The organism is Agromyces solani, assembly GCF_058349925.1.
Map to the genome: position 1 here is coordinate 940,812 of NZ_JBYRER010000002.1, position 22,595 is coordinate 963,406.

The following is a 22,595-nucleotide window of genomic DNA, read 5'->3' on the forward strand; positions in this document are numbered from 1 at the left end:
GCGAACACCGCGCGCAATCCGATCGGGGCGGGTCACGAGGTCTCGCGGGTCGACGACGGCCGGGTCACCGATTTCGAAACCCGATCGGAAGGATCCACCATGTCCATTCGCAAGGCCTTGGTCGCGCTCGCCGCGGCGGCGGCGCTCGTGCTCGTCGGCGCGGGCCCGGCCATGGCGGGCGGCAGCCCGCACTTCATCAAGAGCGCGACGAGCGCGTCGGCCGACGGGGTCGACCTCGTCGTCCAGTTCAAGGAGGCCGGCCTGTCGTCGGGCTCCGTCGAGACCGTCCAGGCGACGGCGCATCTCGACGCCACCTACCAGTGCATCAACAACGGCGGCAAGAACCCGAGCGACCCGAAGAAGACGACCATCTCGGCGGACGTCTCGGAGAGCGGCGTCTTCACCGCCGGCAAGAACGGCAACCTCGTCGGCTCGCTCAGGTTGAGCCCGCCCGCGGCGGATGACGTGCTCGACTGCCCCGGTGGTCAGACGTCGACGCTGACCGCGGTCACGTGGTCGGACGTCATGGTCGCCGACCTCACGAGCGGAGCATCGATCTCGCTGCCCGGCACGTTCAGCTCGGGTTCGCCCGTCTGATCGGCACGCGCCGACCCGGCGGGGGAGCGGTTGCGCCTCCGCCGGGTCGCGCTGTGGATGCCCGCTGTCCGACGACGCTCAGTCGTCGAGCACGAACGTCACTTCGAGCGTCACCGACCAGCCGGTGATCCGCCCGTCGGTCGCCTCGACCTTCTGCTCCTTCACCCAGGCGCCGCTCACGTTGCGCAGCGTCTCGGCGGCGCGGGCGACTCCCGCGGCGACGGCGTCCTCGAAGCTCACATCGGAGCGGACGGTGATGGTGGTGACTCGTGCGACGGTAGCCATGGCGTTCCTCCTCGAACGATCGGCGTACCGCCCCATCATCCGCCTTCCGGCGCGCGGCCGCGAGGGGTTGACCCGAGGTCGGCCGGTCAGCCGCTCTTGCGGCGGAACTCCCGCTTGTGCGACGCGGGTCCGTGCGCGTCGTGCGCCTGGCCGCCGCCGTCGAGGTGCGCCTCGCCCTCGCGCTGCTTCGACGCCTTGTTCTTGCGCTCGAGCGCCTCGCGGAACTTGCGCTTCGTCTCGTCGGAGGGGCCGGTGGGCTTCGCATCGTCGGCTGCCATGCGTTCGAGTCTGGCATGGATGCCGCGGCGAGTGCCGCACGGCCGGGGGAGCGGCGCGTGCGACCGGGCACGTCGGCCACGCGACATCCGCAGTTCACGGCCCGAAAACGGCCGCTCTGCTAGCATTGCAGGCGGTTACCCGTGCGATTCGCCCGGGCGACCGTCTGGAGCAGGCCGGCAGGAAGCTGGTCCCCTGTGGTGGATCACCAAACGTGGTCTCGATACGCGCTTCGCGCTACTCGACCGACGATTGGTGGACTTCTACTGGTGGCCAGCGTGAACGCAAGCTCTTGCGATTCGTAATGCCTGTTCCTGCTCCTTCGTACGAGTCGCGCCCACACGGGGTGCGACGTTAAACAAAGGAGAGGCCTCTTGGAAGGTCCTGAAATCACGTTCGCCGAGACCGTCATCGACAACGGCAAGTTCGGCACGCGTACCATCCGCTTCGAGACCGGTCGCCTCGCGCAGCAGGCGCAGGGCTCGGCGGTCGCCTACATCGACGAAGAGACGATGCTGCTGTCGGCGACCTCCGTCTCGAAGCAGCCGAAGGAGCACTTCGACTTCTTCCCGCTGACGATCGACGTCGAGGAGCGCATGTACGCCGCGGGCCGCATCCCCGGTTCGTTCTTCCGTCGCGAGGGCCGCCCGTCGACCGAGGCGATCCTCACCTGCCGCCTCATCGACCGCCCCCTGCGCCCCTCGTTCGTCGAGGGCCTCCGCAACGAGGTGCAGGTCGTCGTCACCGTGCTCGCGATCGAGCCCGACGAGCTCTACGACGTGCTCGCCATCAACGCCGCCTCGCTCTCGACCCAGCTCTCGGGCCTGCCGTTCTCCGGCCCCGTCGCGGGTGTGCGCGTCGCGCTCATCGACGGCCAGTGGGTCGCCTTCCCGAAGCACTCGCAGCTCGACGAGGCCGTGTTCAGCATGGTCGTCGCCGGCCGCGTCGTGACCGAGGCCGACGGCTCGCAGGACGTCGCGATCATGATGATCGAGGCCGAGGCGACCGACAACGCGTGGAACCTCATCCAGGGCGGCGCCGTCAAGCCGAACGAAGAGGTCATCGCGCAGGGCATCGAGTCGTCGAAGCCCTTCATCAAGCAGCTCGTCGAGGCGCAGCTCCAGGTCGCGAAGACGGCGGCGAAGCCCGTCGCCGACTACCCGACGTTCCCGCCCTACCAGCCCGAGGTCAAGGAGGCCGTCGCGGCCTTCGCCGGCGCCGAGCTCAAGGACGTCTACCAGATCGCCGGCAAGGTCGAGCGCCAGGACGCCGACGACGCCCTCAAGGCGCGCACCAAGGAGCACATCGCGGCCAAGGTCGAGGCGGGCGAGCTGCCCGAGTCGGCCATCGCCGAGGTGTCGGCCGCGTACAAGTCGGTCACGAAGAAGGTCATGCGCACGCGCGTGCTCGAAGAGGGCGTCCGCATCGACGGCCGCGGCCTCGCCGACATCCGTCCGCTCGACGCCGAGGTGCAGGTCGTGCCCCGCGTGCACGGCTCGGCGATCTTCCAGCGCGGCGAGACCCAGATCCTGGGCGTCACCACGCTGAACATGCTCAAGATGGAGCAGCAGATCGACTCGCTCTCGCCGGTGACGAAGAAGCGCTACATGCACAACTACAACTTCCCGCCGTACTCGACGGGTGAGACGGGTCGTGTGGGTTCGCCCAAGCGCCGCGAGATCGGCCACGGCGCCCTCGCCGAGCGCGCCCTCGTGCCGGTGCTGCCGTCGCGCGACGAGTTCCCCTACGCGATCCGGCAGGTCTCGGAGGCGCTCGGCTCGAACGGCTCGACCTCGATGGGCTCGGTCTGCGCGTCGACCCTGTCGCTCCTCAACGCCGGTGTGCCGCTCAAGGCCCCCGTCGCGGGCATCGCGATGGGCCTCATCTCCGACACCGTCGACGGCGAGACCCGCTACGCGGCGCTCACCGACATCCTCGGTGCCGAAGACGCCCTCGGCGACATGGACTTCAAGGTCGCCGGCACCAGCGAGTTCGTCACGGCGATCCAGCTCGACACGAAGCTCGACGGCATCCCCGCCTCGGTGCTCGCCGGCGCGCTGACGCAGGCGAAGGACGCCCGCACGACGATCCTCGCCGTGCTCAACGCCGCGATCGACGCGCCCGACGAGATGGCGCCGACCGCGCCGCGCGTCATCAGCGTGCAGATCCCGGTCGACAAGATCGGTGAGCTGATCGGCCCGAAGGGCAAGACGATCAACGCCATCCAGGACGAGACCGGCGCCGAGATCTCGATCGAGGAGGACGGCACCGTCTACATCGGCGCGACCGACGGCCCCTCGGCCGAGGCCGCCCGCGCCCAGGTCAACGCGATCGCCAACCCGACCAACCCCGAGGTCGGCGAGCAGTTCCTCGGCACGGTCGTGAAGATCGCCGCCTTCGGCGCGTTCGTCTCGCTGCTGCCCGGCAAGGACGGCCTCCTCCACATCTCGGAGGTGCGCAAGCTCGCCGGCGGCAAGCGGGTCGAGAACGTCGAGGACGTCCTCGGTGTCGGCCAGAAGATCCTCGTCGAGATCACGAAGATCGACGACCGCGGCAAGCTCTCGCTCGCCCCGGTGCTGCAGGAGGACGCGGACTCCGAGGGTCGCGGCGCGACCGGCGAGCACGCCGAGGCTCCCGCCGAGGGTGCCGACGCGTAGTCGCACCCCGCACGCGCACGGATGCCCCGCCCGATTCACTTCGGGCGGGGCATCCGTCGCTTCGACGCGAGTCCGCGACTCAGAGCAGTCGGGTCGTCGCCCGGCTCGTCAGCGCATCGCGCTCGGCGAGGGCCCGGCGTGCTGCGGCGCGGGCCTCGAGCCGGTCGAGCTGCCGCTCGCGGTCGTTGCGCCGGCTCGCGAGGCGCAGGCCCCAGCTCGCGAGGCCGAGGCCGCCGCGTACGGCGAGGCCGGCGAGCGTGCCCGCACCGGGCGCGAGGGGGGAGAGGGTGGCGTTCGTCATGATCGCTCCTTCTTCGTGTCGTCGGTGACCTCCCCGCGTACGAGCGGGAAGGCGTTGAGGTGGATCTGCACCGGGCGCGAGCCCGGCGTGGGAGTGAACTTGTAGAGTTCGCCGTACTTCAGGAAGACGGCGTCGATCTCGGCGACGAGCGCCGCGAGCTGTTCGGGGGTCAGTCGCAGGTTGATCGTGTCGGCCGTCGCGACGTCGAGCCACTCCGGCCCGAACACCTGGTCGCCGTCGGCGACGAAGTGGCGGTAGTTCTGCTCGCGGGCGTGCATCCACTCGTCCTCCACGAGCTTCGCGGCCAGGCGCTCGGCGCTGCCGGCCGGCAGCGAGCGTGCATCGGGAATGGCGACCGAACCGGGCACCCGCTCCCACCAGCGCTCACGACCCTTTCCGCGCGTGGTGTTCTCGCGGATGAGGCCGGCGCCCTCGAGCTGGCGGAGGTGATAGCTCATCGAGCCGCTCGACTCGCCGAGCCGTTCGGCGAGCCCGCTCGAGGTGAGCGGGCCGAACGCCGACAGCTCGTCGTAGATGCGCACGCGCAGCGGATGGGCGAGCGATTTCAGCGCGGTCGTCGACAGCACGTGGTCGATTCCCGGGTGGCGGGTGCTGCTCGGCTGGTCTTCGAAGTTCTCGGGCGTCTCGGTCATGTTGCAAAGATACCGCTGCAAAGAACTCTTTGCAAGAGTTTGTTTGCAATGGTTTCTTTGCGTGTCGGCTAGCTCCCCGATTCGAGCAGCGGCCCGAGTCGATACGGGATGAGCTCGCCCATCGCGAGCGACGTCTCGGTGCGCTCGACGCCGTCGACCGCCAGGATCTCGCCGTCGATGCGGAAGAGATCGTGCGCGTCGCGGCAGACGACCCGCACGAGCAGGTCGACGGATCCCGAGAGTCCGTGCGCCTGGATGACCTCGGGTATCTCGGCGATGCGGTCGACCACCTCGCCGAGCACCTTCTGCCGCACGTGAACGGCGATGAACGCCTCGAGCGGGTAGCCGAGCGGGGCCGGGTCCATGCTGCGCTCGAACGAGAGGAACGCGCCGGATGCCTCGAGTCGCGCCATCCTCGCCTGCACGGTGTTGCGCGACAGGCCGAGCCGGTCGGCCAGGGCGACCACCGTCGCGCGGGGGTCGGGAGCGAGTGCCGAGAGCAGGGCGCGATCGACGGCGTCGTAACCGGTCATATCGCCCGACGATAGCACCGCTGGGGCCCCCGTAGTTGAGCAACATGCTCAGCCGATCCATCGATGCTTGAGCGGTGTGACCGATCGACGTATGCTCGCGGTATCCGGCAGAGCGGCCGGTGCGGGCTGCCCACGAAGCGGGCCCGCCGAAAGCGAGGATCGACGATGACCCCATCCGACCGAGACGCCACGGGGCTTTTGACCCGCCCCGATCCGTTCGTCCAGCTGATCACCCCGGCGGGCGAGCGCGTGCGCGACGACGCCTACGACCCGTGGGTGCGCGACATCGACCTCGATGTGCTCGCGCGGCTGTACCGCGACATGGTCGTCGTACGCCGACTCGACACCGAGGCCACCGCGCTCCAGCGACAGGGCGAGCTCGGCCTGTGGCCGCCGCTCGCCGGCCAGGAGGCCGCCCAGATCGGTTCGGCGCGAGCCCTCCGCGACGACGACTTCGTCTTCTCCAGCTATCGCGAGCACGCCGTCGCCTGGGTGCGCGACGTGCAGCCCGCCCAACTCCTGAGCGTGTGGCGCGGCACCGCCGCGAGCGGCTGGAACCCGTTCGAGCACAACATGGCCGTGCCGCAGATCATCATCGGCGCGCAGGCGCTCCACGCGACGGGTTACGCCATGGGCGCCCGCTGGGAGGGCAGCGACACCGCGGCGATCGCGTACTTCGGCGACGGCGCGACGAGCGAGGGCGACGTCAACGAGGCTCTCGTGTTCGCCGCGAGCTTCGACGCCCCCGTCGTGTTCTTCTGCCAGAACAACCAGTGGGCGATCTCCGAGCCCGTCGGCCTGCAGTCGAAGCAGCCGCTCGCCCGTCGGGCGGACGGCTTCGGCATGCCCGGCATCCGCGTCGACGGCAACGACGTGCTCGCCGTCCTCGCGGCGACCCGCATCGCCCTCGACCGCGCCCGCCGCGGTGAGGGGCCCACGTTCATCGAGGCCGTCACCTACCGGCTCGGACCGCACACCACCGCCGACGACCCGACGCGCTACCGCGCCGAACCCGAGCTCGCCGAGTGGCGCGAGCGCGACCCGATCGCGCGCGTCCTGGCGTTCCTCGAGGCCTCGGGCGTCGACGCCGAAGGCCTGCAGCGCGACGCGCAGGCCGAAGCCGACCGCGTCGCCGCCGAACTGCGCGCCGCGATCACGACCCTCGCCGACCCTGCGCCGCTGACGGTGTTCGACCACGTCTACGCCGAGCCGAACAGCCACCTCGATCGCCAGCGCGACCGGTACGCGCGCTACCTCGCGATGTTCGACGAGGCCGGCACCGAGGCATCCGGTCGCGAAGGAGGCGTGCGATGACCCAGCTGACCCTGGCGAAGGCCCTGAACGCCGGGCTCCGCCGCGCCCTCGCCGACGACGACAAGGTCGTGCTCATGGGCGAGGACATCGGCACGCTCGGCGGCGTGTTCCGCGTCACCGACGGCCTGAAGGCCGAGTTCGGCGCGCATCGCGTCGTCGACTCGCCCCTGTCGGAAGCGGGCATCGTCGGTACCGCGGTCGGGCTCGCGTACCGCGGGTTCCGCCCCGTCGTGGAGATCCAGTTCGACGGCTTCATCTACCCCGGCTTCGACCAGATCGTCGCCCAGGTCGCGAAGCTGCACTACCGCTCGCGCGGCACGGTGAAGATGCCGATCACGATCCGCGTGCCCTTCGGCGGCGGCATCGGCGCGGCCGAGCACCACTCCGAGTCGCCCGAGGCGTACTTCGCGCACACCGCCGGCCTTCGCGTCGTCGCCTGCTCGAACCCGGCCGACGCGCACCTCATGATCCGCCAGGCGATCGCCAGCGACGACCCGGTGCTCTTCTTCGAGCCGAAGCGCCGCTATCACGTCAAGGGCGAGGTCGACCTCGACGCGAGCCTCGCCGACGCGCCGCCGATGGGGGTCGCGTCGACGATCGCACGGGGCGACGACGTCACCCTCGTCACGTACGGCGCGCTCGTGCAGACCGCCCGCGACGCGGCGATCGCCGCCGCGGAGGACGGCATCTCGATCGAGGTGATCGACCTGCGCTCGCTCGCACCGATCGACTACGCCCCGGTCGAGGCGTCGGTGCGCCGCACGGGCCGGCTCGTGATCGCGCACGAGGCGGGCCAGCAGGGCGGCATGGGCGCCGAGATCGTCGCGTCGATCACCGAGCGCTGCTTCGAGTTCCTCGAGGCCGCGCCCGTGCGCGTGACCGGCCACGACATCCCGTACCCGCCCGCGAAGCTCGAGAAGCACCACCTCCCCGACCTCGACCGCATCCTCGACGGCGTCGACCGGGTGCTGGGGCGTCCCAACTCGCTGAGCGGAGTGGAGGCATGACGACGATGATCCGCGACTTCCCCCTGCCCGACCTCGGCGAGGGCCTCACCGAGAGCGAGATCGTCGCCTGGCGCGTCGCCGTCGGCGACCGGGTCGAGCTCAACCAGATCGTCGCCGACGTCGAGACCGCGAAGGCGGTCGTCGAGCTGCCGACGCCCTACGCGGGCGTCATCACCGCGCTGCACGCGGCCGAGGGCGAGACGGTCAACGTCGGCGATCCGCTCTTCTCGTGCGACACGGGCGAGCCGGTCGAGGGCGGCGAGCCGGCCGACGGCGAACCGGCCGGCACGGATGCCTCGGCGCCGAGCACCTCGACCGCCGATGCCCCCGAGCCCACGCTCGTCGGCTACGGCGCGCGCGACGAGGGCGGCCCGAAGCGGCGCGCACGTCGTGCGCCCGGAGCCGCGGCGCCCGCGGCCGCCGCGGCAGCGGTCGACGAACCCGCGCCGACCGCTGCGGAGCCGGTGGGCACGGCTACCGGCGGTTCCCCGCTCGGCGAGCGCCCCGAGCGTCCCCGCTCGACGCCGCCCGTGCGCAAGCTCGCGCGCGACCTCGGCGTCGACCTCGAGCGGGTCGCGGGCACCGGCCCGCGCGGGCTCATCACCCGCGACGACGTCGAGCACGCGGCATCCTCGCTCACGGCGCCGGCGACCGCCGCACCCCAGGCGGGGCAGACCCGGGGGGAGCCGGTCGGGGGCGCCCGCGCCGGGCAGCCGGCCGAGACGCGAGTCCCGATCCGCGGCGTGCGCAAGCACACGGCCGCGGCGATGGTGCGCAGCGCCTTCACCGCCCCGCACGTCACCGAGTTCCTCACCGTCGACGTCACGGAGACGATGGAGCTCGTGCGCGGCCTGCGCGACGATCGTGCGCTCGCCGCCCACCGGGTCACGCCGCTCGCCGTGGTCGCGAAGGCACTCTGCATCGCCGCCCGTCGCACGCCCGACGTCAACGCCCGATGGGACGAAGAGGCCCAGGAGATCGTGCAGTTCGGCGGCGTCAACCTCGGCATCGCCGCGGCGACCGAGCGCGGTCTCGTGGTGCCGAACATCAAGGGCGCCGACGGGCTCACGCTGCTGGGCCTCGCCGACGCGATCACCGCGCTCGCCGAGACGGCCCGCGCGGGGCGCACGAGCCCCGCCGACCTCGCGGGCGGCACGATCTCGATCACCAACATCGGCGTCTTCGGCATCGATGCGGGTACGCCGATCCTCAACCCGGGCGAGGCCGCGATCCTCGCGATGGGGGCCGTGCGCCGGCAGCCGTGGGAGCACCGCGGCGAGATCGCACTGCGCGAGGTGATGACGCTCAGCCTGTCGTTCGACCACCGGCTCGTCGACGGCGAGCAGGGTTCGCGGTTCCTCGCCGACATCGGGGCGATCCTGCGGGAGCCGGGGCGTGCGCTGACGATGATGTGACCCCCGGGCCGCGGTAGCCGCCCGATCGAGTGGGCAGAGATCGTCCGGTGATGACCGATTCCGGACGACCACTGCCCACTCGATTCCGCGTGCGCGTCACGTCGGTGGACCCGTACCCTTTCCGCGTGACACGGCCCGGAGGATGATGGCGGTATGAACGACCCGCGCCGCATCCTCACCCCTGCCGAGACGGCCGACGACCTGGCGGGCACGGCGTTCGTGCACACCGGCGATCGGCTCGACGGCGCCTACCGCACCGACGACTTCGCGAGCGCCGTCGACCTCCTCGACGAGGTGGCGGCCGTCGCCGACGCCCTCAACCACCATCCCGACGTGCGGCTCGGCTGGGGCCGCATCGACTTCGAGCTGAGCTCGCACGACGTCGGGGGCGTCACCTCCCGCGACGTCGAACTCGCCCGGCGCATCGACGCGCTCGCCGACGGGCAGGGTGCGCGGCCCGGCAACTGATCGCGAGCGGGCGCACCGCGGCACGCCGGACGGGCCCGCGCACGACGGCGCGCGGGCGAGGCATCCGCCGGCTCAACCGAGCTGGTAGACGCGCTCCTCGACCTCGGTGCCGCGCGCGTTCGCGAACCCCGTCTCGGTGCCCACCTGCTCGAAGCCGAGCTTCTCGAGCACCGCGATCGAGCCGGCGTTGTCGGCGGCGACGCGGGCCCGCACAGGGCGTTCGCCGAGCGTGTCGAGGAAGAGCCGCATCGCGCGCGTCGCGATGCCGCGTCCCCAGTAGGCGCGGTCGATCCAGTAGGTGATCTCGGGCGTGCCCTCGTCGAACCAGCGGGCGACGCTGCCCACGATGTCGCCGTCGGCCCGGACGGTGCGGGCGTCGACGCCCGGGTCGTCGAAGAGCCGTCGCCAGTGGGCGTCGAACATCGCCCGGTCGCCCGGATCGGGCGGGGTGAACGCGGCCATCTCGACCGCGACGGGGTCTTGCTCGATCAGGAACAGTGCATCGAGATCGCCGACGCGGGTCGCGCGCAGCGTCACGACATGAGGCTCGCCCATGCCATCTCCTCCAGGATGCCGCGGACGGTGCCCTCGGCAGGTCGGCGCCCCGGGATGCGGGCGCTGTGCGGAGTGGAGTTCAGGAGGCCGAAGGCGGCGTGTGCCCGGACCCTGAGCTCCGCCTCGGCCCGATCGGGCCGGAGTCTGGAGAGGACGTCGACCCAGTTCTCGACGTACCGGCGCTGGAGCAGGCGCACCTCGTGCCGCGCGCCGCGATCGAGCTGCTCGAGTTCGCGGTCCTGCACGAGGATGACGTCGGCGTCGCCCAGCGCGAAGTCGACATGGTGCGCGATGAGGGCGCGCAGCGCCTCGTCGGGGGCCGATGCCTCGTCGAGGACCCGTTCGGCCCCGTCGAGCAGGGCTCGGCTCGCGCCCTCGAGGATCGCCGCCAGCACGGCGGCCTTGCCCGGGAAATGCCGGTACACGGCGGGGCCGGAGACGCCGACGGCCGTGCCCAGGTCTTCGATCGTGACCCCCGCGTAGCCTCGCTCGGCGAAGAGCGTGGCCGCGGCGGCGAGGATGGCGGCGCGGCGGTCGGCCTTCTGGCGGCCGCGCTCCGTGAGCACGGCCGGTGCCTCGGGCACGGGGGCGGGGCTGCTTGCCATCTCGGTTAACGCTCGCTAACATCGGGAATCGAGTTAGTGCACACTAACCGAAATCACGTGCCGTCCACAAGGGGGCGCGCCGCCGCCGGCGAGGGCGCCGACGACGGACCGAGCGAGACGGGGCGAAATGGTCACGCTGCACACGCACATCGACGCCGAGGGCGAAGCGGGGCGCGCGAACGCCGCCGCGCACGCCGAACTCGTGGGAGAGCTGCGCGAGCGGCTCGCCGCCGCCGCGCTCGGCGGGCCCGAGTCATCCCGCGAACGCCACGTCGCCCGCGGCAAGCTGCTGCCCCGCGACCGAGTCGACCGCCTGCTCGACGAGGGCAGCCCGTTCCTCGAGGTCGCGCCGCTCGCCGCCGACGGGCTCTACGACGGCGATTCGCCGGGCGCAGGCATCATCACGGGCATCGGCCTCGTGCACGGCCGCCCGGTCATGGTCGTCTGCAACGACGCGACCGTGAAGGGCGGCACCTATTACCCGATGACGGTCAAGAAGCACCTGCGTGCACAGGAGATCGCGAAGGAGCAGCGCCTGCCGTGCGTCTACCTCGTCGACTCGGGCGGCGCGTTCCTGCCGCTGCAGGACGAGGTCTTCCCCGACCGCGAGCACTTCGGCCGCATCTTCTACAACCAGGCGCAGCTCTCCTCGATGCGCATCCCGCAGCTCGCGGCCGTGCTCGGCTCGTGCACGGCGGGCGGAGCCTACGTGCCCGCGATGAGCGACGAGACCGTCATCGTCCGGGGCCAGGGCACGATCTTCCTCGGCGGCCCGCCGCTCGTGAAGGCCGCGATCGGCGAGGTCGTCACGCCCGAAGAACTCGGCGGCGGCGAGCTGCACTCGCGCGTCTCCGGTGTCACCGACCACCTCGCGGAGGACGACGAGCACGCCCTCGAGCTCGTGCGCGACATGGTGGCGACGCTGCCCGCCCAGCCGGCGCGCGCCTGGGCCGTGCGCGAGCCCCGGCCGCCGGCCGTCGACCCGGCGGGCCTCACCGCGGCCGTGCCGGTCGACGTGCAGCAGCCCTACGACGTGCGCGAGGTGATCGCGCGGCTCGTCGACGGCAGCGAGTTCAGCGAGTTCAAGCCCGAGTACGGCGACACGCTCGTCACGGGGTTCGCCCACATCGACGGCCATCCCGTCGGCATCGTCGCGAACAACGGCGTGCTCTTCAGCGAGTCGGCGATGAAGGGCGCGCACTTCATCGAGCTGTGCGACCAGCGCGGCATCCCGCTCGTGTTCCTGCAGAACATCTCGGGCTTCATGGTCGGCCGCGACGCCGAGTCGGGCGGCATCGCGAAGCACGGAGCCAAGATGGTGACGGCCGTCGCGACGACGCGCGTGCCGAAGTTCACGGTCGTGATCGGCGGCTCGTTCGGTGCCGGCAACTACTCGATGTGCGGCCGCGCGTACTCGCCCAGGTTCCTCTGGATGTGGCCGAATGCGCGCATCTCGGTGATGGGCGGCGAGCAGGCCGCCTCGGTGCTCGCGACGGTCAAGCGCGACCAGCTCGCGGTCAGGGGCGAGACCTGGTCGGATGACGCGGAGGAGGCGTTCCGCGCACCGATCCGCGCCCAGTACGAGGACCAGGGCAGCCCGTACCACTCGACCGCGCGGCTCTGGGACGACGGCATCATCGCGCCCGAGGACACGCGAACGGTGCTCGCCCTCGCGCTCGAGCTCGCGAGCCGGACCCCGCTGCCCGAGCCGGCTTTCGGCCTCTTCCGCATGTAGCGGCACCGCAGCGGGCGATGGTCGTCCGGAGATCGCGCAGATCGGACGACCGTCGCCCGCTCGACCCGTGCGGCGTTCAGCGACCGGATGCCTCGGCGGCGCGCTCGATCGCGGCGACGATCGCCGGCACCCCCTCGTGCCACGGCGTGCCGTGCCCGGGCAGCACCCAGCTCGCCTCGATGCCGTCGAGCCGGTGCAGGGAGGCGAGCGCCTCGGCGGGGTCGTCGGTGAAGGGCGCGGGCCGAGGGCCGTGCTCGCCCGTGAGCACGTGGCGAGTGGTGAGCGCGTCGCCGACGAACACCGCGTCGACGGCGGGCACGTGGATCGCGACGCTGCCGGCCGAATGCCCCGGCAGGCCGATGATCCGCGGCTCGCCCGGCAGGTCGAGCACGTCGCCGTCGTGCATGGGCACGACCTCGGTGAGGTGCGTCGTGCGCAGGCCGCCCTTGCGCGCCGCGTACCAGAGGAACTTCGCGGTCGCGCCGAGCCGGACGTGTCCCCACTCGGGCTTCGTCGACTCCTCGCCGCGCGCCCGGGCCGCGTCGGCCTCGTGCACGTGCACCGGCACGCCGTGGTCGCGCCGCAGGCGTTCGGCGAATCCGATGTGGTCGGTGTCGCCGTGGGTCAGCACGACGCCGCGGATGTCGTCGATCGAGCGGCCCATCGCGGAGAGCTCGGCGACGAGCTCGGGCCATTGGCCGGAGAGGCCGGCGTCGATCACGGTCACGCCCTCGGGGGCGTCGACGAGGTAGACCGCGACGAGGTCGTTGCCGATGCGGTGGAGGGAAGGGGCGAGTTGCATGATCGGCGTCCTCGGGTCGTTGGCGGAATCGGTGATGGCTATGCTACATAGCCATCATGGCTATGCGCAATAGCCTAGAATCTGAACCAACGCAGGAGGGAGTCAAGATGCCCGCACCCGATCGCACCTCGCTCGAGGAGATCGTCGCCGCAGGTCGATCGATCGTCGAGTCCGCCGGGCTCGACGGACTGACCATGCAGGCCGTCGCAGGCCGCGTCGGCGTGCGCGCGCCGTCGCTCTACAAGCGCGTGCGCAATCGCGGCGCGCTCGTCGCGCTCGTCGCCGAGGCGACCGTGCGCGATCTCGCCGCTCGGCTCGATGCCGCGGTGGCATCGGTCGACGATCCGCGTCGCGGTCTCGTCGAGCTCGCCCATGGGCTGCGGGCGTTCGCGCACGAGCGCCCCGTCGCCTTCGGGCTCGTGTTCGCGCCCGCCGGCGGGGGAGTGTCGCAGTCGGTGCTCGCCGAGGCGAGTGCTCCCGTCCTGCGCGTCGCGCGGGCGCTCGTCGGCGAGGCCGATGCGCTGAACGCGGCCCGCACGGTCACCGCCTGGGCGAACGGGTTCGTCACGATGGAACTGTCCGGCGCGTTCCGGCTGGGCGGCGACGTCGACCGCGCCTTCGAGTACGGCGTCGACCGCCTCGCGGACGCCCTCTCGGCTTCCGCGTCGGAGGCGGCCCGGGGAGAGCTGCGATTCTGAGGAGATCTGCGATTCCGAGGAAGCCTGTGCTCGACGCGATCCTCGGATTCACAGATCTCCTCACGTCGCTGCCCGCCGCGCACCGGGCGCACTCGTCCTCCCCAGGGGGCGGCGGCCACCGTGCGTCCCCCGATGCCGGCCCGGTACCCGGCGAATCGGTCGGCGTCCGCGAGGCTCGTCGGGTGAACAGCGTCGACCTCGTCCGGCTCGGGTCTGCGCACGGACTCGAACCCGCCGCCGAGGACGTTGGCGCGCCCCCGTCCGTCGCCGCGACGGTCGCGGCTGCCGGCGGAGTCGCGCGGACCCGGCGGCTGATCCTGGCGGGCCGCAGTCGGCACGACATCGCCCGTGCGCTCGCGATCGGACAGGTCGTGCGCGTGCGCAAAGGTTGGGTTGCGCTGCCCGGTGCCGACCCCTACCTCGTCGCCGCGGCGCGGGCCGGGGTCGTCATCTCCTGCATCACGCAAGCGAAACGGCTCGGGCTCTGGGTCTTGGAAGAGGACCGGCCGCATGTCGCCGCACCTCCGCACTCCGGCTCCGCATCGCCCCGTCGAGCCACGGTGCACTGGGCCAGGCCGCTGGTGCCGCGGCATCCTGATGAACTCGTCGACCCGATCGAGAACGTGCTCACGATCGTCGCGGCCTGTCAACCGTTCGAATCCGCCCTCGCGGTGTGGGAGTCGGCGCTTCGGCGGGGGCTCGTCGATCGCGGTTCCCTCGAACGGATGCCGCTGCCGTCGTCAGCGCGGACGGTGCTCGAGTCCGCCGTGCCGTTCTCGGACTCGGGGCTCGAGTCGTTCGTCGTGCCGCGGTTGTCGTGGTTGCGTCTGGCGATCGTGCCGCAAGTCTGGATCGCTGGGCATCACGTCGACTTCCTGATCGGCGATCGACTGGTTCTGCAGATCGACGGCGGGCACCACGTCGGCTCCCAACGCGAGTCCGACGTCGAGCATGATGGGGCGCTGATGCTGCTCGGGTACCACGTGATCCGGATCGGCTACCACCAGGTCGTCGACGGCTGGCACGGCGTGCACGCCCTCATCGCTCGCGCCGTCGCCCAAGGGCTCCACCTCGCGGCCTGAAGGTTGCCGCCGTGGCGCGGGGGAGACCGTGCTGAGACGAGGAGTTCTGCTATATCGAGGAGCGAATCATATGCAGGCTTCTCGGAATCGCCGAACTCCTCGGAATCGCGGCGGGACTGTGCCCGGCACGCTTGCCATTTCAGTTAGCGAGCACTAACATCGAATCCAGTTAGTGCGCGCTAACTGGACGGCGCGCTGCAGTGTTGCAGAGGGGCGCGAATGGTCACGTTCGAGGGCTGGTCCGGCGATGCCGGGTCCCGACTTCCCGCCGATCCCCGCCCGTTCGAGCGCGTGCTCGTCGCGAACCGGGGTGAGATCGCCTTCCGCGTCATCCGAACCCTCCGGCGGCTCGGCATCCACTCGATCGCGGTGTTCTCCGACGCCGACGCCGACGCCCCGCACGTCCGGCTCGCCGACGACGCCGTGCGCATCGGTCCGGCCGCCGCCGGGGAGAGCTACCTCGACCCCGATCGACTCATCGCGGCCGCGCTCGCGACCGGTGCTCAGGCCGTCCATCCCGGCTACGGGTTCCTCTCAGAGGACGCAGGCTTCGCGGCCGCGTGCGCTGAGGCGGGCATCGTCTTCGTCGGCCCCGGATCGCGGGCGCTCGAGATCATGGGCGACAAGATCCGGGCCAAGCGGCACGTCGCCGCATCCGGGGTGCCGACCGTGCCCGGCATCGCCGATCCCGACCTCGACGACGCGGCGCTTTCGGAGGCGGCGCCCGGCGTCGGCTTCCCGCTGCTCGTCAAGCCGTCCGCGGGCGGCGGCGGCAAGGGCATGCAGGTCGCTCGCGACGCCGACGAGCTCGCGGCGGCCCTGCCGGCTGCCCGCCGCATCGCCAGAGCGGCGTTCGGCGACGACACCCTCCTGCTCGAACGGCTCATCGAGCGCCCCCGGCACATCGAGGTGCAGGTGCTCGCCGACGCGCACGGCCACGTCATCCACCTCGGCGAACGCGAGTGCTCGCTGCAGCGCCGTCACCAGAAGGTCATCGAAGAGGCGCCGTCGCCCCTGCTCGACCCGGCGACCCGCGCCCGCATCGGCGAGGCGGCATGCGACGCGGCGCGCAGCGTCGACTACCGCGGCGCCGGCACGGTCGAGTTCCTCGTGTCCGACGCGGCGCCCGAGGAGTTCTTCTTCATCGAGATGAACACCCGCCTGCAGGTCGAGCACCCGGTCACCGAGCTCGTCACGGGCATCGACCTCGTCGAGCAGCAGTTGCGCATCGCGGCCGGTCAACCGCTCGCCGTGCGACAGGACGACGTCGAACTGACCGGCCACGCGATCGAGGCGCGCGTCTACGCGGAGAGCCCCGAACGCGGCTTCCTGCCGTCGACCGGTGAACTGCTCGCCTGGCGCGAGCCGAACGGCGCCGGGGTCCGCGTCGACGGCGGCATCCGCTCGGGCCAACGCATCACCGCCGACTACGACCCGATGCTTGCGAAGGTCATCGCGCACGGCGCCGACCGCGCCGAGGCCCTCGCCCGCCTCGACGGCGCACTCGCCGACACGGTCGTGCTCGGCGTCGACACGAACGTCGCATTCCTCCGGCGGCTCATCGCCGAACCGGCGGTGCAGCGGGGCGATCTCGACACCGGCCTCATCGACCGCATGCCCGATCCCGAGTCCGACGGCGCACCCGCGGAGGTGCTCGCCGCCGCTCGCGCGGTGCGTACCGCCGAAGCGGTCGACGCCGCGCGCGAGGCCGGCGGCCGGGCCTGGCAGCTCGCCCGGGACTGGCGACTCGGCCGCACGGGCGGCAGTGTCTCAGCCGGGGCCGCGCCCACCCCGGGCGGCGTCGTGTCGACCGCCGTGGACGCCGACGTCGTCGCGACCGCTCCCGACGGTGCGATCTGGCTGCACACGCGCCAGGGCACCTGGCGCGTGGCCGCGACCGACCGCCGCGCCGCACTCGACGCGAGGCTCGCCATGATCGAGCGCGGCGGTGCCACCGACCCCGAGCTCCGGGCACCCATGCCCGGCACCGTCACCGCCGTGCTCGTCGCCGACGGCGACCGGGTCGAGCCGGGCGATGCCGTGGTCGCGATCGAGGCGATGAAGATGGAGCACCGCGTGACCGCCGCCGTCGGCGGAATCGTGACACTGTCGGTCGCCACTGGCGAGCAGGTCTCGCGCGACCAGGCCGTCGCCCGCGTGCACGTCGAGTCCGAGCCGTCCGCAGATCTCGAAGGCGAGGTCGACCGTCGGCCGGTCGGCGTCGCCTCGACCCCCGACGCCGCATCGTCGGGCGCATCCCACGAGGGTGCGCACCCGAGAACACCCCACGAGGAATGAGGAGCACGACGTGAGCACCGAGCTGAGCCCGGAAGAACAGCAGCTGTACGACATGGTCTGCGAGTTCGCCGACACCGTCGTCGCACCGCAGTCGTACGAAGCCGACCGCACCCACACGCTCTCGATGGACGTCGTCGCGCAGATGGGCGACCTCGGGCTGTTCGGCCTGCCGTTCCCCGAAGAGGTCGGCGGCCAGGGCGGCAACTATCTCGCGCTGTGCCTCGCGATCGAGGCGCTCGCCCGCGTCGACCAGTCCATCGCGATCACGCTCGAGGCCGCGGTCGGCCTCGGGGCGATGCCGATCTTCCGGCACGGCACCGACGAGCAGAAGGCCGAGCTGCTGCCCGACCTCGTCGCCGGTCGCGCGCTCGCCGGGTTCGGCCTGACCGAGCCCGAGGCCGGGTCCGACGCCGGCGCGACGCGCACGACGGCCGTGCTCGACGGCGACGAGTGGGTGATCAACGGCTCGAAGCAGTTCATCACCAACTCGGGCACGCCCATCACGAGATTCGTCACCATCACGGCGGTGACCGGTGAGCGCACCCGCCCCGACGGTTCGGTCTCGAAGGAGCTCTCGACGATCATCGTGCCGAACGGCACGCCCGGCTTCACGGTCGCCCCCGGCTATGACAAGGTGGGCTGGCGCGCGAGCGACACGCACCCCCTCACGTTCGACGACGTGCGCGTGCCCGCGGCGAACCTGCTCGGCGAGCGGGGCCGCGGCTTCGCGAACTTCCTGCAGACGCTCGACGAGGGCCGCATCGCGATCGCCGCGCTCTCGACCGGCGCCGCGCAGGGCTGCCTCGACGAGGCGATCGCCTACGCGAAGACCCGCAACGTGTTCGGCGTGCCGATCGCCTCGCACCAGTACATCGCGTTCACGATCGCCCAGATGCAGGCCCGCGTGCACACCGCGCGCCTCGCCTGGCACGACGCGGCCCGCCGTGCCGACGCCGGCCTGCCGTTCAAGAAGGAGGCCGCGATCGCGAAGCTCGTCTCGAGCGACGCCGCCATGGCGAACTCGCGCGACGCGACGCAGATCTTCGGCGGCATGGGCTTCATGAACGAGACCCTCGTGGCCCGGCACTACCGCGACTCGAAGATCCTCGAGATCGGCGAGGGCACCAACGAGGTGCAGTTCATGGTCATCGCGCGCGAGCTCGGTCTCGCGGGGTAGCGTTCGAACCGAGAGGGATGCCGCGGGTCGACCCGCGGCGGGAGGGAGCGGGCGATGCCCGGCGAATCGACCGAACTGCCCGAGGTGCACCGCGAGGTGCTGCAGCGCGGCCTCTGGTTCGACGAGTTCGAACCGGGCACCCGTTACCTGCACCGCCCGGGCCGCACCGTGACCGAGGCCGACAACGTGCTGTTCACGACCCTGACGATGAACACGCAGTCGCTGCATCTCGACGCGGCCTGGGCCGAGGGGCAGCCGTTCGGTGAGCGGCTCGTGAACTCGATGTTCACGCTCGCGACGATCGTCGGCGCCTCGGTCGCCCAGCTCACGCAGGGCACGATCGTCGCGAACCTCGGGTTCACCGAGGTCGCGTTCCCGGCGCCGATGTACCACGGCGACACGCTCTACAGCGAGACGCTCGTCGTCGCGACTCGCGAGTCGGCCTCGCGGCCGGGCCAGGGCATCGTGACGCTGCACCACGTCGGGCGCAACCAGCACGGGGCAGAGGTCGCGCGCGCGACCCGCTCGGTGCTCATGTGGATGCGCGAGGCGGGGGAGCGGCAGCCCGCCGAGGCCGCCGGCCGCGTGCGCGAGGCCGCCGCCGGCGAGGAGGAATGATGACCGATCGCCCCGCCTTCCGGTTCGGCCCCGCGATCCTGTTCTGCCCGGCCGACCGGCCCGAACGCTACGCGAAGGCGCTCGACCGCGCCGACGCCGTGATCCTCGACCTCGAAGACGCGGTCGCGCCGGCCGCCAAGGCCGCGGCCCGCGTCGCCCTCGTCGAGACCCCGCTCGACCCCGAGCGGGTGATCGTGCGGGTGAACCCCGCGGGCACCGACGACTTCGCGTCGGACCTCGCGGCGCTCGCCGAGACCGGCTACCGCACCGTGATGCTCGCCAAGTGCGAGGGTACCGCCGACCTCGTCGATCTCGCCGAGGTCGAGGTGATCGCGCTCTGCGAGACGGCGCGCGGGGTGATGGCCGCCGCCGAGATCGCGGCGATCCCGAACGTCTCGGCGCTCATGTGGGGCGCCGAGGACCTGGTCGCCTCGCTCGGCGGCTCCTCGAGCCGCGGGCCCGCCGGCGAGTACCGCGAGGTGGCGCGTCACGCCAGGTCCCAAGTGCTGCTCGCCTCCGGCGCGCACGGCGCCGCGGCGATCGATGCGGTGCACCTCGATATCGCCGACCTCGACGGCCTGCGCCTCGAGGCGGAGGATGCGGCGGCGGTCGGGTTCGCCGCGACCGCGTGCATCCACCCCTCGCAGGCCGCCGTCGTGCGGGCGGCGTACCGGCCCGACCCCGAGCGGGTCGAGTGGGCTCGGGAGGTGCTCGCGGCCGCCGAGGGCGAGCACGGCGTGTTCGCGTTCCGGGGGACGATGGTCGACGCGCCGCTGCTCGCGCAAGCCGAGGCCGTGCTCCGACGCGCTCGTGACTGACGCATCGCGGTCGTTCCTGAGGCCGGCTCGAGATCCCCGCGAACGGGGGACAGCGAGGGGCCCGCAGCAAACGATTCGATAACGGTTCACCCGATCTCCATCGATTCGGCGCCGAATGGGCCATCGATCTGCCTATTCTCGGAGCCAATCCTGGGGAGGAGGAGACGAGTGGCACGACACGTCTACCGCGGTGATGCGGTGAGCGCTGCGGGGGCGGCGGTCGCCGAGATCGACGACGTCCTCGAGCGGGCAACGCCCGACCAGGCCCGCGCCCGCGTCGAGACGATCTCGTCCAATCCGCTCTCCGGACCCATCACCGTGCCCGCCCGTGTCGCCATCGGCGACACCGGCATCGACGCGCAGCCGTTCGCGCTCGGGGCCTCGACGTTCGGCTGGACGCTCGGCGCCGACGACGCGTTCGCCGTGCTCGACCGCTTCGCCGGCATCGGCGGCTCCCTCATCGACACCGCCGACAGCTACGCCGCAGGGCGCAGCGAATCGATCATCGGCATGTGGCTCGCGTCGCGTCGGACGCACGGGCGCATGTCCGTCATGACGAAGATCGGTCAGCACCCCGATCACCCGGGCCTCGCGCCGAAGCGGATCAACGCCGCCGTCGACGCTTCGCTCTCGCGGCTGGGCGTCGAGCGGCTCGAGCTCGTGCACTTCCACGGGGAGGACCCCGAGGTGCCGCTCGAAGAGAGCCTCGGTGCCGTCGACGCGCTCATCGCCGCCGGCAAGGTCGGCGCCATCGGCGCGAGCGACTTCGGACCCGATCGCCTCATCGAGGCCCGCGTGCTCGCGGCCAACGGGCTTCCGCGGTTCGAGACCTTCACGACCCGGTACAACCTCATGGAGCGTCGGCCCTACGAGGGCGCGCCCGAACTCGTCGCCCACGCGCAGGGCCTCGCCGTGCTGCCGTACTTCGCGCTCGCGAACGGATTCCTCGGCGGGCAGGTCCGCCGGCGCGCCGACGTGCGGCACGATGCGCGCGGGGCGCGCCAGGCCCGGCACCTCGGGCGACGCGGGCATCGCGTGCTCGCGGCCGTCGACGCGGTCGCCTTCGCCCACGGCGTGCAGCCGGCGACCGTGGCGCTCGCCTGGCTGCTCGCCAAGCCCACGGTCGCCGCACCCGTCGCGAGCGCGACGCGACCCGACCAGGTCGACGCGCTCCTCGCCGCCGCCGCGGTCGAGCTGAGCCGCTCCGAGCTCGTCGAACTCGATCGCGCCTCGGCCTGAACCGAGCAGCGCCGCACCCGACCTGCTTTCCGTGCGCGGTTGGCATAGGCTGTTCGGGATGAACGGCGCCGTCGACCTCCCACTCGGCCAGGCCGAGCTCTCGTTCGAGGCGACGGGCGGCTCGCGCGTGCGGCGTTCGGTGCTCCCCTCCGGCGTCCGCGTGCTGAGCGAGCAGGTCCCCGGCAGTCGCAGCGTGACGGTGGGCTTCTGGGTCGCGGTCGGCTCGCGCGACGAGCAGGGGGCGGATGCCTCGCGGCCGGCGAGCCTCGGGTCCACCCACTTCCTCGAGCACCTGCTGTTCAAGGGCACCGCGAGGCGCACGGCCCTCGACATCGCGATCTCGTTCGACTCGGTCGGCGGCGAGCACAATGCGCTCACCGCGAAGGAGTACACCTGCTACTACGCCAAGGTGCAGGATCGCGACCTCCCGATGGCCGTCGAGGTGCTCGCCGACATGTTCACGTCGTCGCTCCTCGACCCGGGCGAGTTCGAGACCGAACGCGGCGTCATCCTCGAAGAGCTGTCGATGGCGGGCGACGACCCCGCCGACGTCGCCAATGAACGATTCTTCAGCACGGTGCTCGGCGACCACCCGCTCGGGCGCCCGATCGGCGGCGACCCCGCGACGATCCGCGCCGCCACCCGGTCGGCCGTGCACGAGCACTATCGCGCCAACTACCGTCCGCAGGACCTGGTCGTCTCGGTCGCGGGCGCGGTCGACCACGACGTGCTCGTCGCCGACCTCGCACGTGCGCTCGGCGATGCGGGCTGGCGCCTCGACGAGGCCGGCGACCCCGTCGCGCGCCGCTCGACCGACCCGGCGGTGCTCGCCACGGGGCATCCGCTCACGGTCGTCGAGCGGCCCACCGAGCAGGTGAACCTGCTCGTGGGCGTGCCCGGCCTCGTCGCGACCGACGAGCGTCGCTCGACGATGAGCATGCTCAACGCGATCTTCGGTTCGGGCATGTCGTCGAGGCTGTTCCAGCAGGTGCGCGAGCGCCGCGGGCTCGCGTACGCCGTGTACTCGTTCGCGCCGGCCTACTCCGACGCCGGACTGTTCGGCATGTACGCGGGCTGCGCCCCGTCGAAGGCCGGCACGGTCGCCGAGCTCATGCGCGACGAGCTCGAGCGGCTCGCCCGCGACGGGGTCACCGCCGAGGAGCTGCGGCGCGCGGCCGGTCAGCTCGCCGGCGCCTCCGCGCTCGCACTCGAAGACTCCGACACCCGCATGAGCCGGCTCGGCCGGGCCGAGCTGACGCTCGGCGAATTCGCAGACCTCGACGAGGCGCTCCGTCGCATCGCACGCGTCACCGTCGACGACGTGCGCGCGCTCGCCGCCGACCTCGTCTCCCGGCCGTTCTCGCTGGTCGCCGTCGGGGCGATCGACGAGTCGGCGTTCAGCGGCGTGATCGACCAGGTCGCGCCGAGCACCGACGTCGCCTGACGCGACCCTACGAGCAGT

The 22,595-nt window shown here is 71.9% G+C and carries 23 protein-coding genes; 15 read left to right on the forward strand and 8 right to left on the reverse strand.

The genetic code is table 11. The annotated features are described in order from the left end of the window. Nucleotides 1-99: 99 nt before the first annotated feature. The gene (locus AC3RJ7_RS12045) at nt 100-597 is read left to right on the forward strand and encodes a hypothetical protein (RefSeq protein ID WP_491456066.1); all 498 of its coding nucleotides are present in this window, start codon (nt 100-102) and stop codon (nt 595-597) included. A 78-nt stretch (nt 598-675) separates the two neighbouring features. Here the strand turns inward: AC3RJ7_RS12045 and AC3RJ7_RS12050 are convergent, their stop codons facing one another. Together AC3RJ7_RS12050 and AC3RJ7_RS12055 are read right to left on the reverse strand one after the other, a co-directional pair. Then, nucleotides 676-882 carry a dodecin family protein gene (locus AC3RJ7_RS12050; RefSeq protein WP_491456067.1) on the reverse strand — a complete coding sequence of 69 codons (207 nt, stop codon included), beginning with the start codon at nt 880-882 and terminating at the stop codon, nt 676-678. An 86-nt stretch (nt 883-968) separates the two neighbouring features. Next, nucleotides 969-1,160: a DUF5302 domain-containing protein gene (locus AC3RJ7_RS12055; RefSeq protein ID WP_491456068.1), complete on the reverse strand. Its 192-nt coding sequence runs from the start codon at nt 1,158-1,160 to the stop codon at nt 969-971. A gap of 372 nt (nt 1,161-1,532) precedes the next feature. On the opposite strand from AC3RJ7_RS12055, the gene AC3RJ7_RS12060 reads away from it, so the two are divergent. Next, a complete protein-coding gene (locus tag AC3RJ7_RS12060; protein WP_491456069.1) occupies nt 1,533-3,815 on the forward strand; it encodes a polyribonucleotide nucleotidyltransferase in 2,283 nt (760 codons plus the stop codon). Nucleotides 3,816-3,894: 79 nt separating this feature from the next. On the opposite strand, the gene AC3RJ7_RS12065 is transcribed toward AC3RJ7_RS12060, so the two are convergent. The 3 genes from AC3RJ7_RS12065 to AC3RJ7_RS12075 form a co-directional block, all read right to left on the reverse strand. Then, nucleotides 3,895-4,116: a hypothetical protein gene (locus AC3RJ7_RS12065; protein WP_491456070.1), complete on the reverse strand. Its 222-nt coding sequence runs from the start codon at nt 4,114-4,116 to the stop codon at nt 3,895-3,897. Continuing rightward, nucleotides 4,113-4,769, reverse strand: coding sequence for an ArsR/SmtB family transcription factor (locus tag AC3RJ7_RS12070; RefSeq protein WP_491456071.1), 657 nt, complete (start codon nt 4,767-4,769; stop codon nt 4,113-4,115). The genes AC3RJ7_RS12065 and AC3RJ7_RS12070 overlap by 4 nt, the downstream gene beginning before the upstream one ends. Nucleotides 4,770-4,837: 68 nt before the next feature. Further along, a complete protein-coding gene (locus AC3RJ7_RS12075; RefSeq protein ID WP_491456072.1) occupies nt 4,838-5,302 on the reverse strand; it encodes an Lrp/AsnC family transcriptional regulator in 465 nt (154 codons plus the stop codon). A 165-nt stretch (nt 5,303-5,467) separates the two neighbouring features. Here AC3RJ7_RS12075 and pdhA point away from each other — a divergent pair, with 165 nt between their 5' ends. The 4 genes from pdhA to AC3RJ7_RS12095 all read left to right on the forward strand — a co-directional run bounded on the left by pdhA (nt 5,468) and on the right by AC3RJ7_RS12095 (nt 9,506). Further along, a complete protein-coding gene (pdhA, locus tag AC3RJ7_RS12080) occupies nt 5,468-6,616 on the forward strand; it encodes a pyruvate dehydrogenase (acetyl-transferring) E1 component subunit alpha (protein ID WP_491456073.1) in 1,149 nt (382 codons plus the stop codon). After that, entirely contained in the window at nt 6,613-7,623 is a 1,011-nt protein-coding gene (locus AC3RJ7_RS12085) for an alpha-ketoacid dehydrogenase subunit beta (protein ID WP_491456074.1), read from the forward strand. Before pdhA ends, AC3RJ7_RS12085 begins: the two co-directional genes overlap by 4 nt. Nucleotides 7,624-7,628: 5 nt before the next feature. Continuing rightward, the gene (locus AC3RJ7_RS12090; protein WP_491456175.1) at nt 7,629-9,038 is read left to right on the forward strand and encodes a dihydrolipoamide acetyltransferase family protein; all 1,410 of its coding nucleotides are present in this window, start codon (nt 7,629-7,631) and stop codon (nt 9,036-9,038) included. Between the two features lie 153 nt (nt 9,039-9,191). After that, on the forward strand, nt 9,192-9,506 hold the full coding sequence (locus AC3RJ7_RS12095) for a 4a-hydroxytetrahydrobiopterin dehydratase (RefSeq protein ID WP_491456075.1): 315 nt from the start codon (nt 9,192-9,194) through the stop codon (nt 9,504-9,506). 72 nt (nt 9,507-9,578) lie between these two features. On the opposite strand, the gene AC3RJ7_RS12100 is transcribed toward AC3RJ7_RS12095, so the two are convergent. Together AC3RJ7_RS12100 and AC3RJ7_RS12105 are read right to left on the reverse strand one after the other, a co-directional pair. Next, nucleotides 9,579-10,061 carry a GNAT family N-acetyltransferase gene (locus tag AC3RJ7_RS12100; RefSeq protein ID WP_491456076.1) on the reverse strand — a complete coding sequence of 161 codons (483 nt, stop codon included), beginning with the start codon at nt 10,059-10,061 and terminating at the stop codon, nt 9,579-9,581. Next, nucleotides 10,040-10,666, reverse strand: a complete 627-nt coding sequence (locus tag AC3RJ7_RS12105; protein WP_491456077.1) for a TetR/AcrR family transcriptional regulator — start codon at nt 10,664-10,666, stop codon at nt 10,040-10,042. The genes AC3RJ7_RS12100 and AC3RJ7_RS12105 overlap by 22 nt, the downstream gene beginning before the upstream one ends. A 127-nt stretch (nt 10,667-10,793) precedes the next feature. Between AC3RJ7_RS12105 and AC3RJ7_RS12110 the strand changes: the two genes are divergently transcribed. Then, nucleotides 10,794-12,401: a carboxyl transferase domain-containing protein gene (locus AC3RJ7_RS12110; protein ID WP_491456078.1), complete on the forward strand. Its 1,608-nt coding sequence runs from the start codon at nt 10,794-10,796 to the stop codon at nt 12,399-12,401. Between the two features lie 76 nt (nt 12,402-12,477). Here the strand turns inward: AC3RJ7_RS12110 and AC3RJ7_RS12115 are convergent, their stop codons facing one another. Beyond that, a complete protein-coding gene (locus AC3RJ7_RS12115; RefSeq protein WP_491456079.1) occupies nt 12,478-13,203 on the reverse strand; it encodes an MBL fold metallo-hydrolase in 726 nt (241 codons plus the stop codon). 107 nt (nt 13,204-13,310) lie between these two features. Here AC3RJ7_RS12115 and AC3RJ7_RS12120 point away from each other — a divergent pair, with 107 nt between their 5' ends. The 8 genes from AC3RJ7_RS12120 to AC3RJ7_RS12155 all read left to right on the forward strand — a co-directional run bounded on the left by AC3RJ7_RS12120 (nt 13,311) and on the right by AC3RJ7_RS12155 (nt 22,577). Then, nucleotides 13,311-13,901 carry a TetR/AcrR family transcriptional regulator gene (locus AC3RJ7_RS12120; protein ID WP_491456080.1) on the forward strand — a complete coding sequence of 197 codons (591 nt, stop codon included), beginning with the start codon at nt 13,311-13,313 and terminating at the stop codon, nt 13,899-13,901. 182 nt (nt 13,902-14,083) lie between these two features. Continuing rightward, on the forward strand, nt 14,084-14,983 hold the full coding sequence (locus tag AC3RJ7_RS12125; RefSeq protein ID WP_491456081.1) for an endonuclease domain-containing protein: 900 nt from the start codon (nt 14,084-14,086) through the stop codon (nt 14,981-14,983). A 219-nt stretch (nt 14,984-15,202) separates the two neighbouring features. After that, nucleotides 15,203-17,281, forward strand: coding sequence for an acetyl/propionyl/methylcrotonyl-CoA carboxylase subunit alpha (locus tag AC3RJ7_RS12130; protein WP_491456082.1), 2,079 nt, complete (start codon nt 15,203-15,205; stop codon nt 17,279-17,281). Nucleotides 17,282-17,291: 10 nt separating this feature from the next. Continuing rightward, nucleotides 17,292-18,458 carry an acyl-CoA dehydrogenase family protein gene (locus AC3RJ7_RS12135; protein ID WP_491456083.1) on the forward strand — a complete coding sequence of 389 codons (1,167 nt, stop codon included), beginning with the start codon at nt 17,292-17,294 and terminating at the stop codon, nt 18,456-18,458. A 54-nt stretch (nt 18,459-18,512) separates the two neighbouring features. Further along, a complete protein-coding gene (locus tag AC3RJ7_RS12140) occupies nt 18,513-19,076 on the forward strand; it encodes a MaoC family dehydratase (protein ID WP_491456084.1) in 564 nt (187 codons plus the stop codon). Then, nucleotides 19,076-19,894: an HpcH/HpaI aldolase/citrate lyase family protein gene (locus AC3RJ7_RS12145; protein ID WP_491456085.1), complete on the forward strand. Its 819-nt coding sequence runs from the start codon at nt 19,076-19,078 to the stop codon at nt 19,892-19,894. Before AC3RJ7_RS12140 ends, AC3RJ7_RS12145 begins: the two co-directional genes overlap by 1 nt. Before the next feature lie 168 nt (nt 19,895-20,062). Further along, nucleotides 20,063-21,133 carry an aldo/keto reductase gene (locus tag AC3RJ7_RS12150; RefSeq protein ID WP_491456086.1) on the forward strand — a complete coding sequence of 357 codons (1,071 nt, stop codon included), beginning with the start codon at nt 20,063-20,065 and terminating at the stop codon, nt 21,131-21,133. A gap of 58 nt (nt 21,134-21,191) precedes the next feature. Further along, on the forward strand, nt 21,192-22,577 hold the full coding sequence (locus AC3RJ7_RS12155; protein WP_491456087.1) for a M16 family metallopeptidase: 1,386 nt from the start codon (nt 21,192-21,194) through the stop codon (nt 22,575-22,577). Nucleotides 22,578-22,595: the final 18 nt, after the last annotated feature.

Excerpts from the sequence above, each read along its gene's own strand:
- AC3RJ7_RS12055 (WP_491456068.1), bottom strand. The coding sequence starts at position 1,160 with ATGGCAGCCGACGATGCGAAGCCCACCGGCCCCTCCGACGAGACGAAG.
- AC3RJ7_RS12105 (WP_491456077.1), bottom strand. The coding sequence starts at position 10,666 with ATGGCAAGCAGCCCCGCCCCCGTGCCCGAGGCACCGGCCGTGCTCACG.
- AC3RJ7_RS12090 (WP_491456175.1), top strand. The coding sequence starts at position 7,629 with ATGATCCGCGACTTCCCCCTGCCCGACCTCGGCGAGGGCCTCACCGAG.
- AC3RJ7_RS12085 (WP_491456074.1), top strand. The coding sequence starts at position 6,613 with ATGACCCAGCTGACCCTGGCGAAGGCCCTGAACGCCGGGCTCCGCCGC.
- AC3RJ7_RS12045 (WP_491456066.1), top strand. The coding sequence starts at position 100 with ATGTCCATTCGCAAGGCCTTGGTCGCGCTCGCCGCGGCGGCGGCGCTC.
- AC3RJ7_RS12120 (WP_491456080.1), top strand. The coding sequence starts at position 13,311 with ATGCCCGCACCCGATCGCACCTCGCTCGAGGAGATCGTCGCCGCAGGT.
- AC3RJ7_RS12050 (WP_491456067.1), bottom strand. The coding sequence starts at position 882 with ATGGCTACCGTCGCACGAGTCACCACCATCACCGTCCGCTCCGATGTG.
- AC3RJ7_RS12065 (WP_491456070.1), bottom strand. The coding sequence starts at position 4,116 with ATGACGAACGCCACCCTCTCCCCCCTCGCGCCCGGTGCGGGCACGCTC.
- AC3RJ7_RS12155 (WP_491456087.1), top strand. The coding sequence starts at position 21,192 with ATGAACGGCGCCGTCGACCTCCCACTCGGCCAGGCCGAGCTCTCGTTC.
- AC3RJ7_RS12115 (WP_491456079.1), bottom strand. The coding sequence starts at position 13,203 with ATGCAACTCGCCCCTTCCCTCCACCGCATCGGCAACGACCTCGTCGCG.
- AC3RJ7_RS12130 (WP_491456082.1), top strand. The coding sequence starts at position 15,203 with ATGGTCACGTTCGAGGGCTGGTCCGGCGATGCCGGGTCCCGACTTCCC.
- AC3RJ7_RS12070 (WP_491456071.1), bottom strand. The coding sequence starts at position 4,769 with ATGACCGAGACGCCCGAGAACTTCGAAGACCAGCCGAGCAGCACCCGC.
- AC3RJ7_RS12140 (WP_491456084.1), top strand. The coding sequence starts at position 18,513 with ATGCCCGGCGAATCGACCGAACTGCCCGAGGTGCACCGCGAGGTGCTG.
- AC3RJ7_RS12100 (WP_491456076.1), bottom strand. The coding sequence starts at position 10,061 with ATGGGCGAGCCTCATGTCGTGACGCTGCGCGCGACCCGCGTCGGCGAT.
- AC3RJ7_RS12145 (WP_491456085.1), top strand. The coding sequence starts at position 19,076 with ATGACCGATCGCCCCGCCTTCCGGTTCGGCCCCGCGATCCTGTTCTGC.
- pdhA (WP_491456073.1), top strand. The coding sequence starts at position 5,468 with ATGACCCCATCCGACCGAGACGCCACGGGGCTTTTGACCCGCCCCGAT.
- AC3RJ7_RS12075 (WP_491456072.1), bottom strand. The coding sequence starts at position 5,302 with ATGACCGGTTACGACGCCGTCGATCGCGCCCTGCTCTCGGCACTCGCT.
- AC3RJ7_RS12095 (WP_491456075.1), top strand. The coding sequence starts at position 9,192 with ATGAACGACCCGCGCCGCATCCTCACCCCTGCCGAGACGGCCGACGAC.
- AC3RJ7_RS12110 (WP_491456078.1), top strand. The coding sequence starts at position 10,794 with ATGGTCACGCTGCACACGCACATCGACGCCGAGGGCGAAGCGGGGCGC.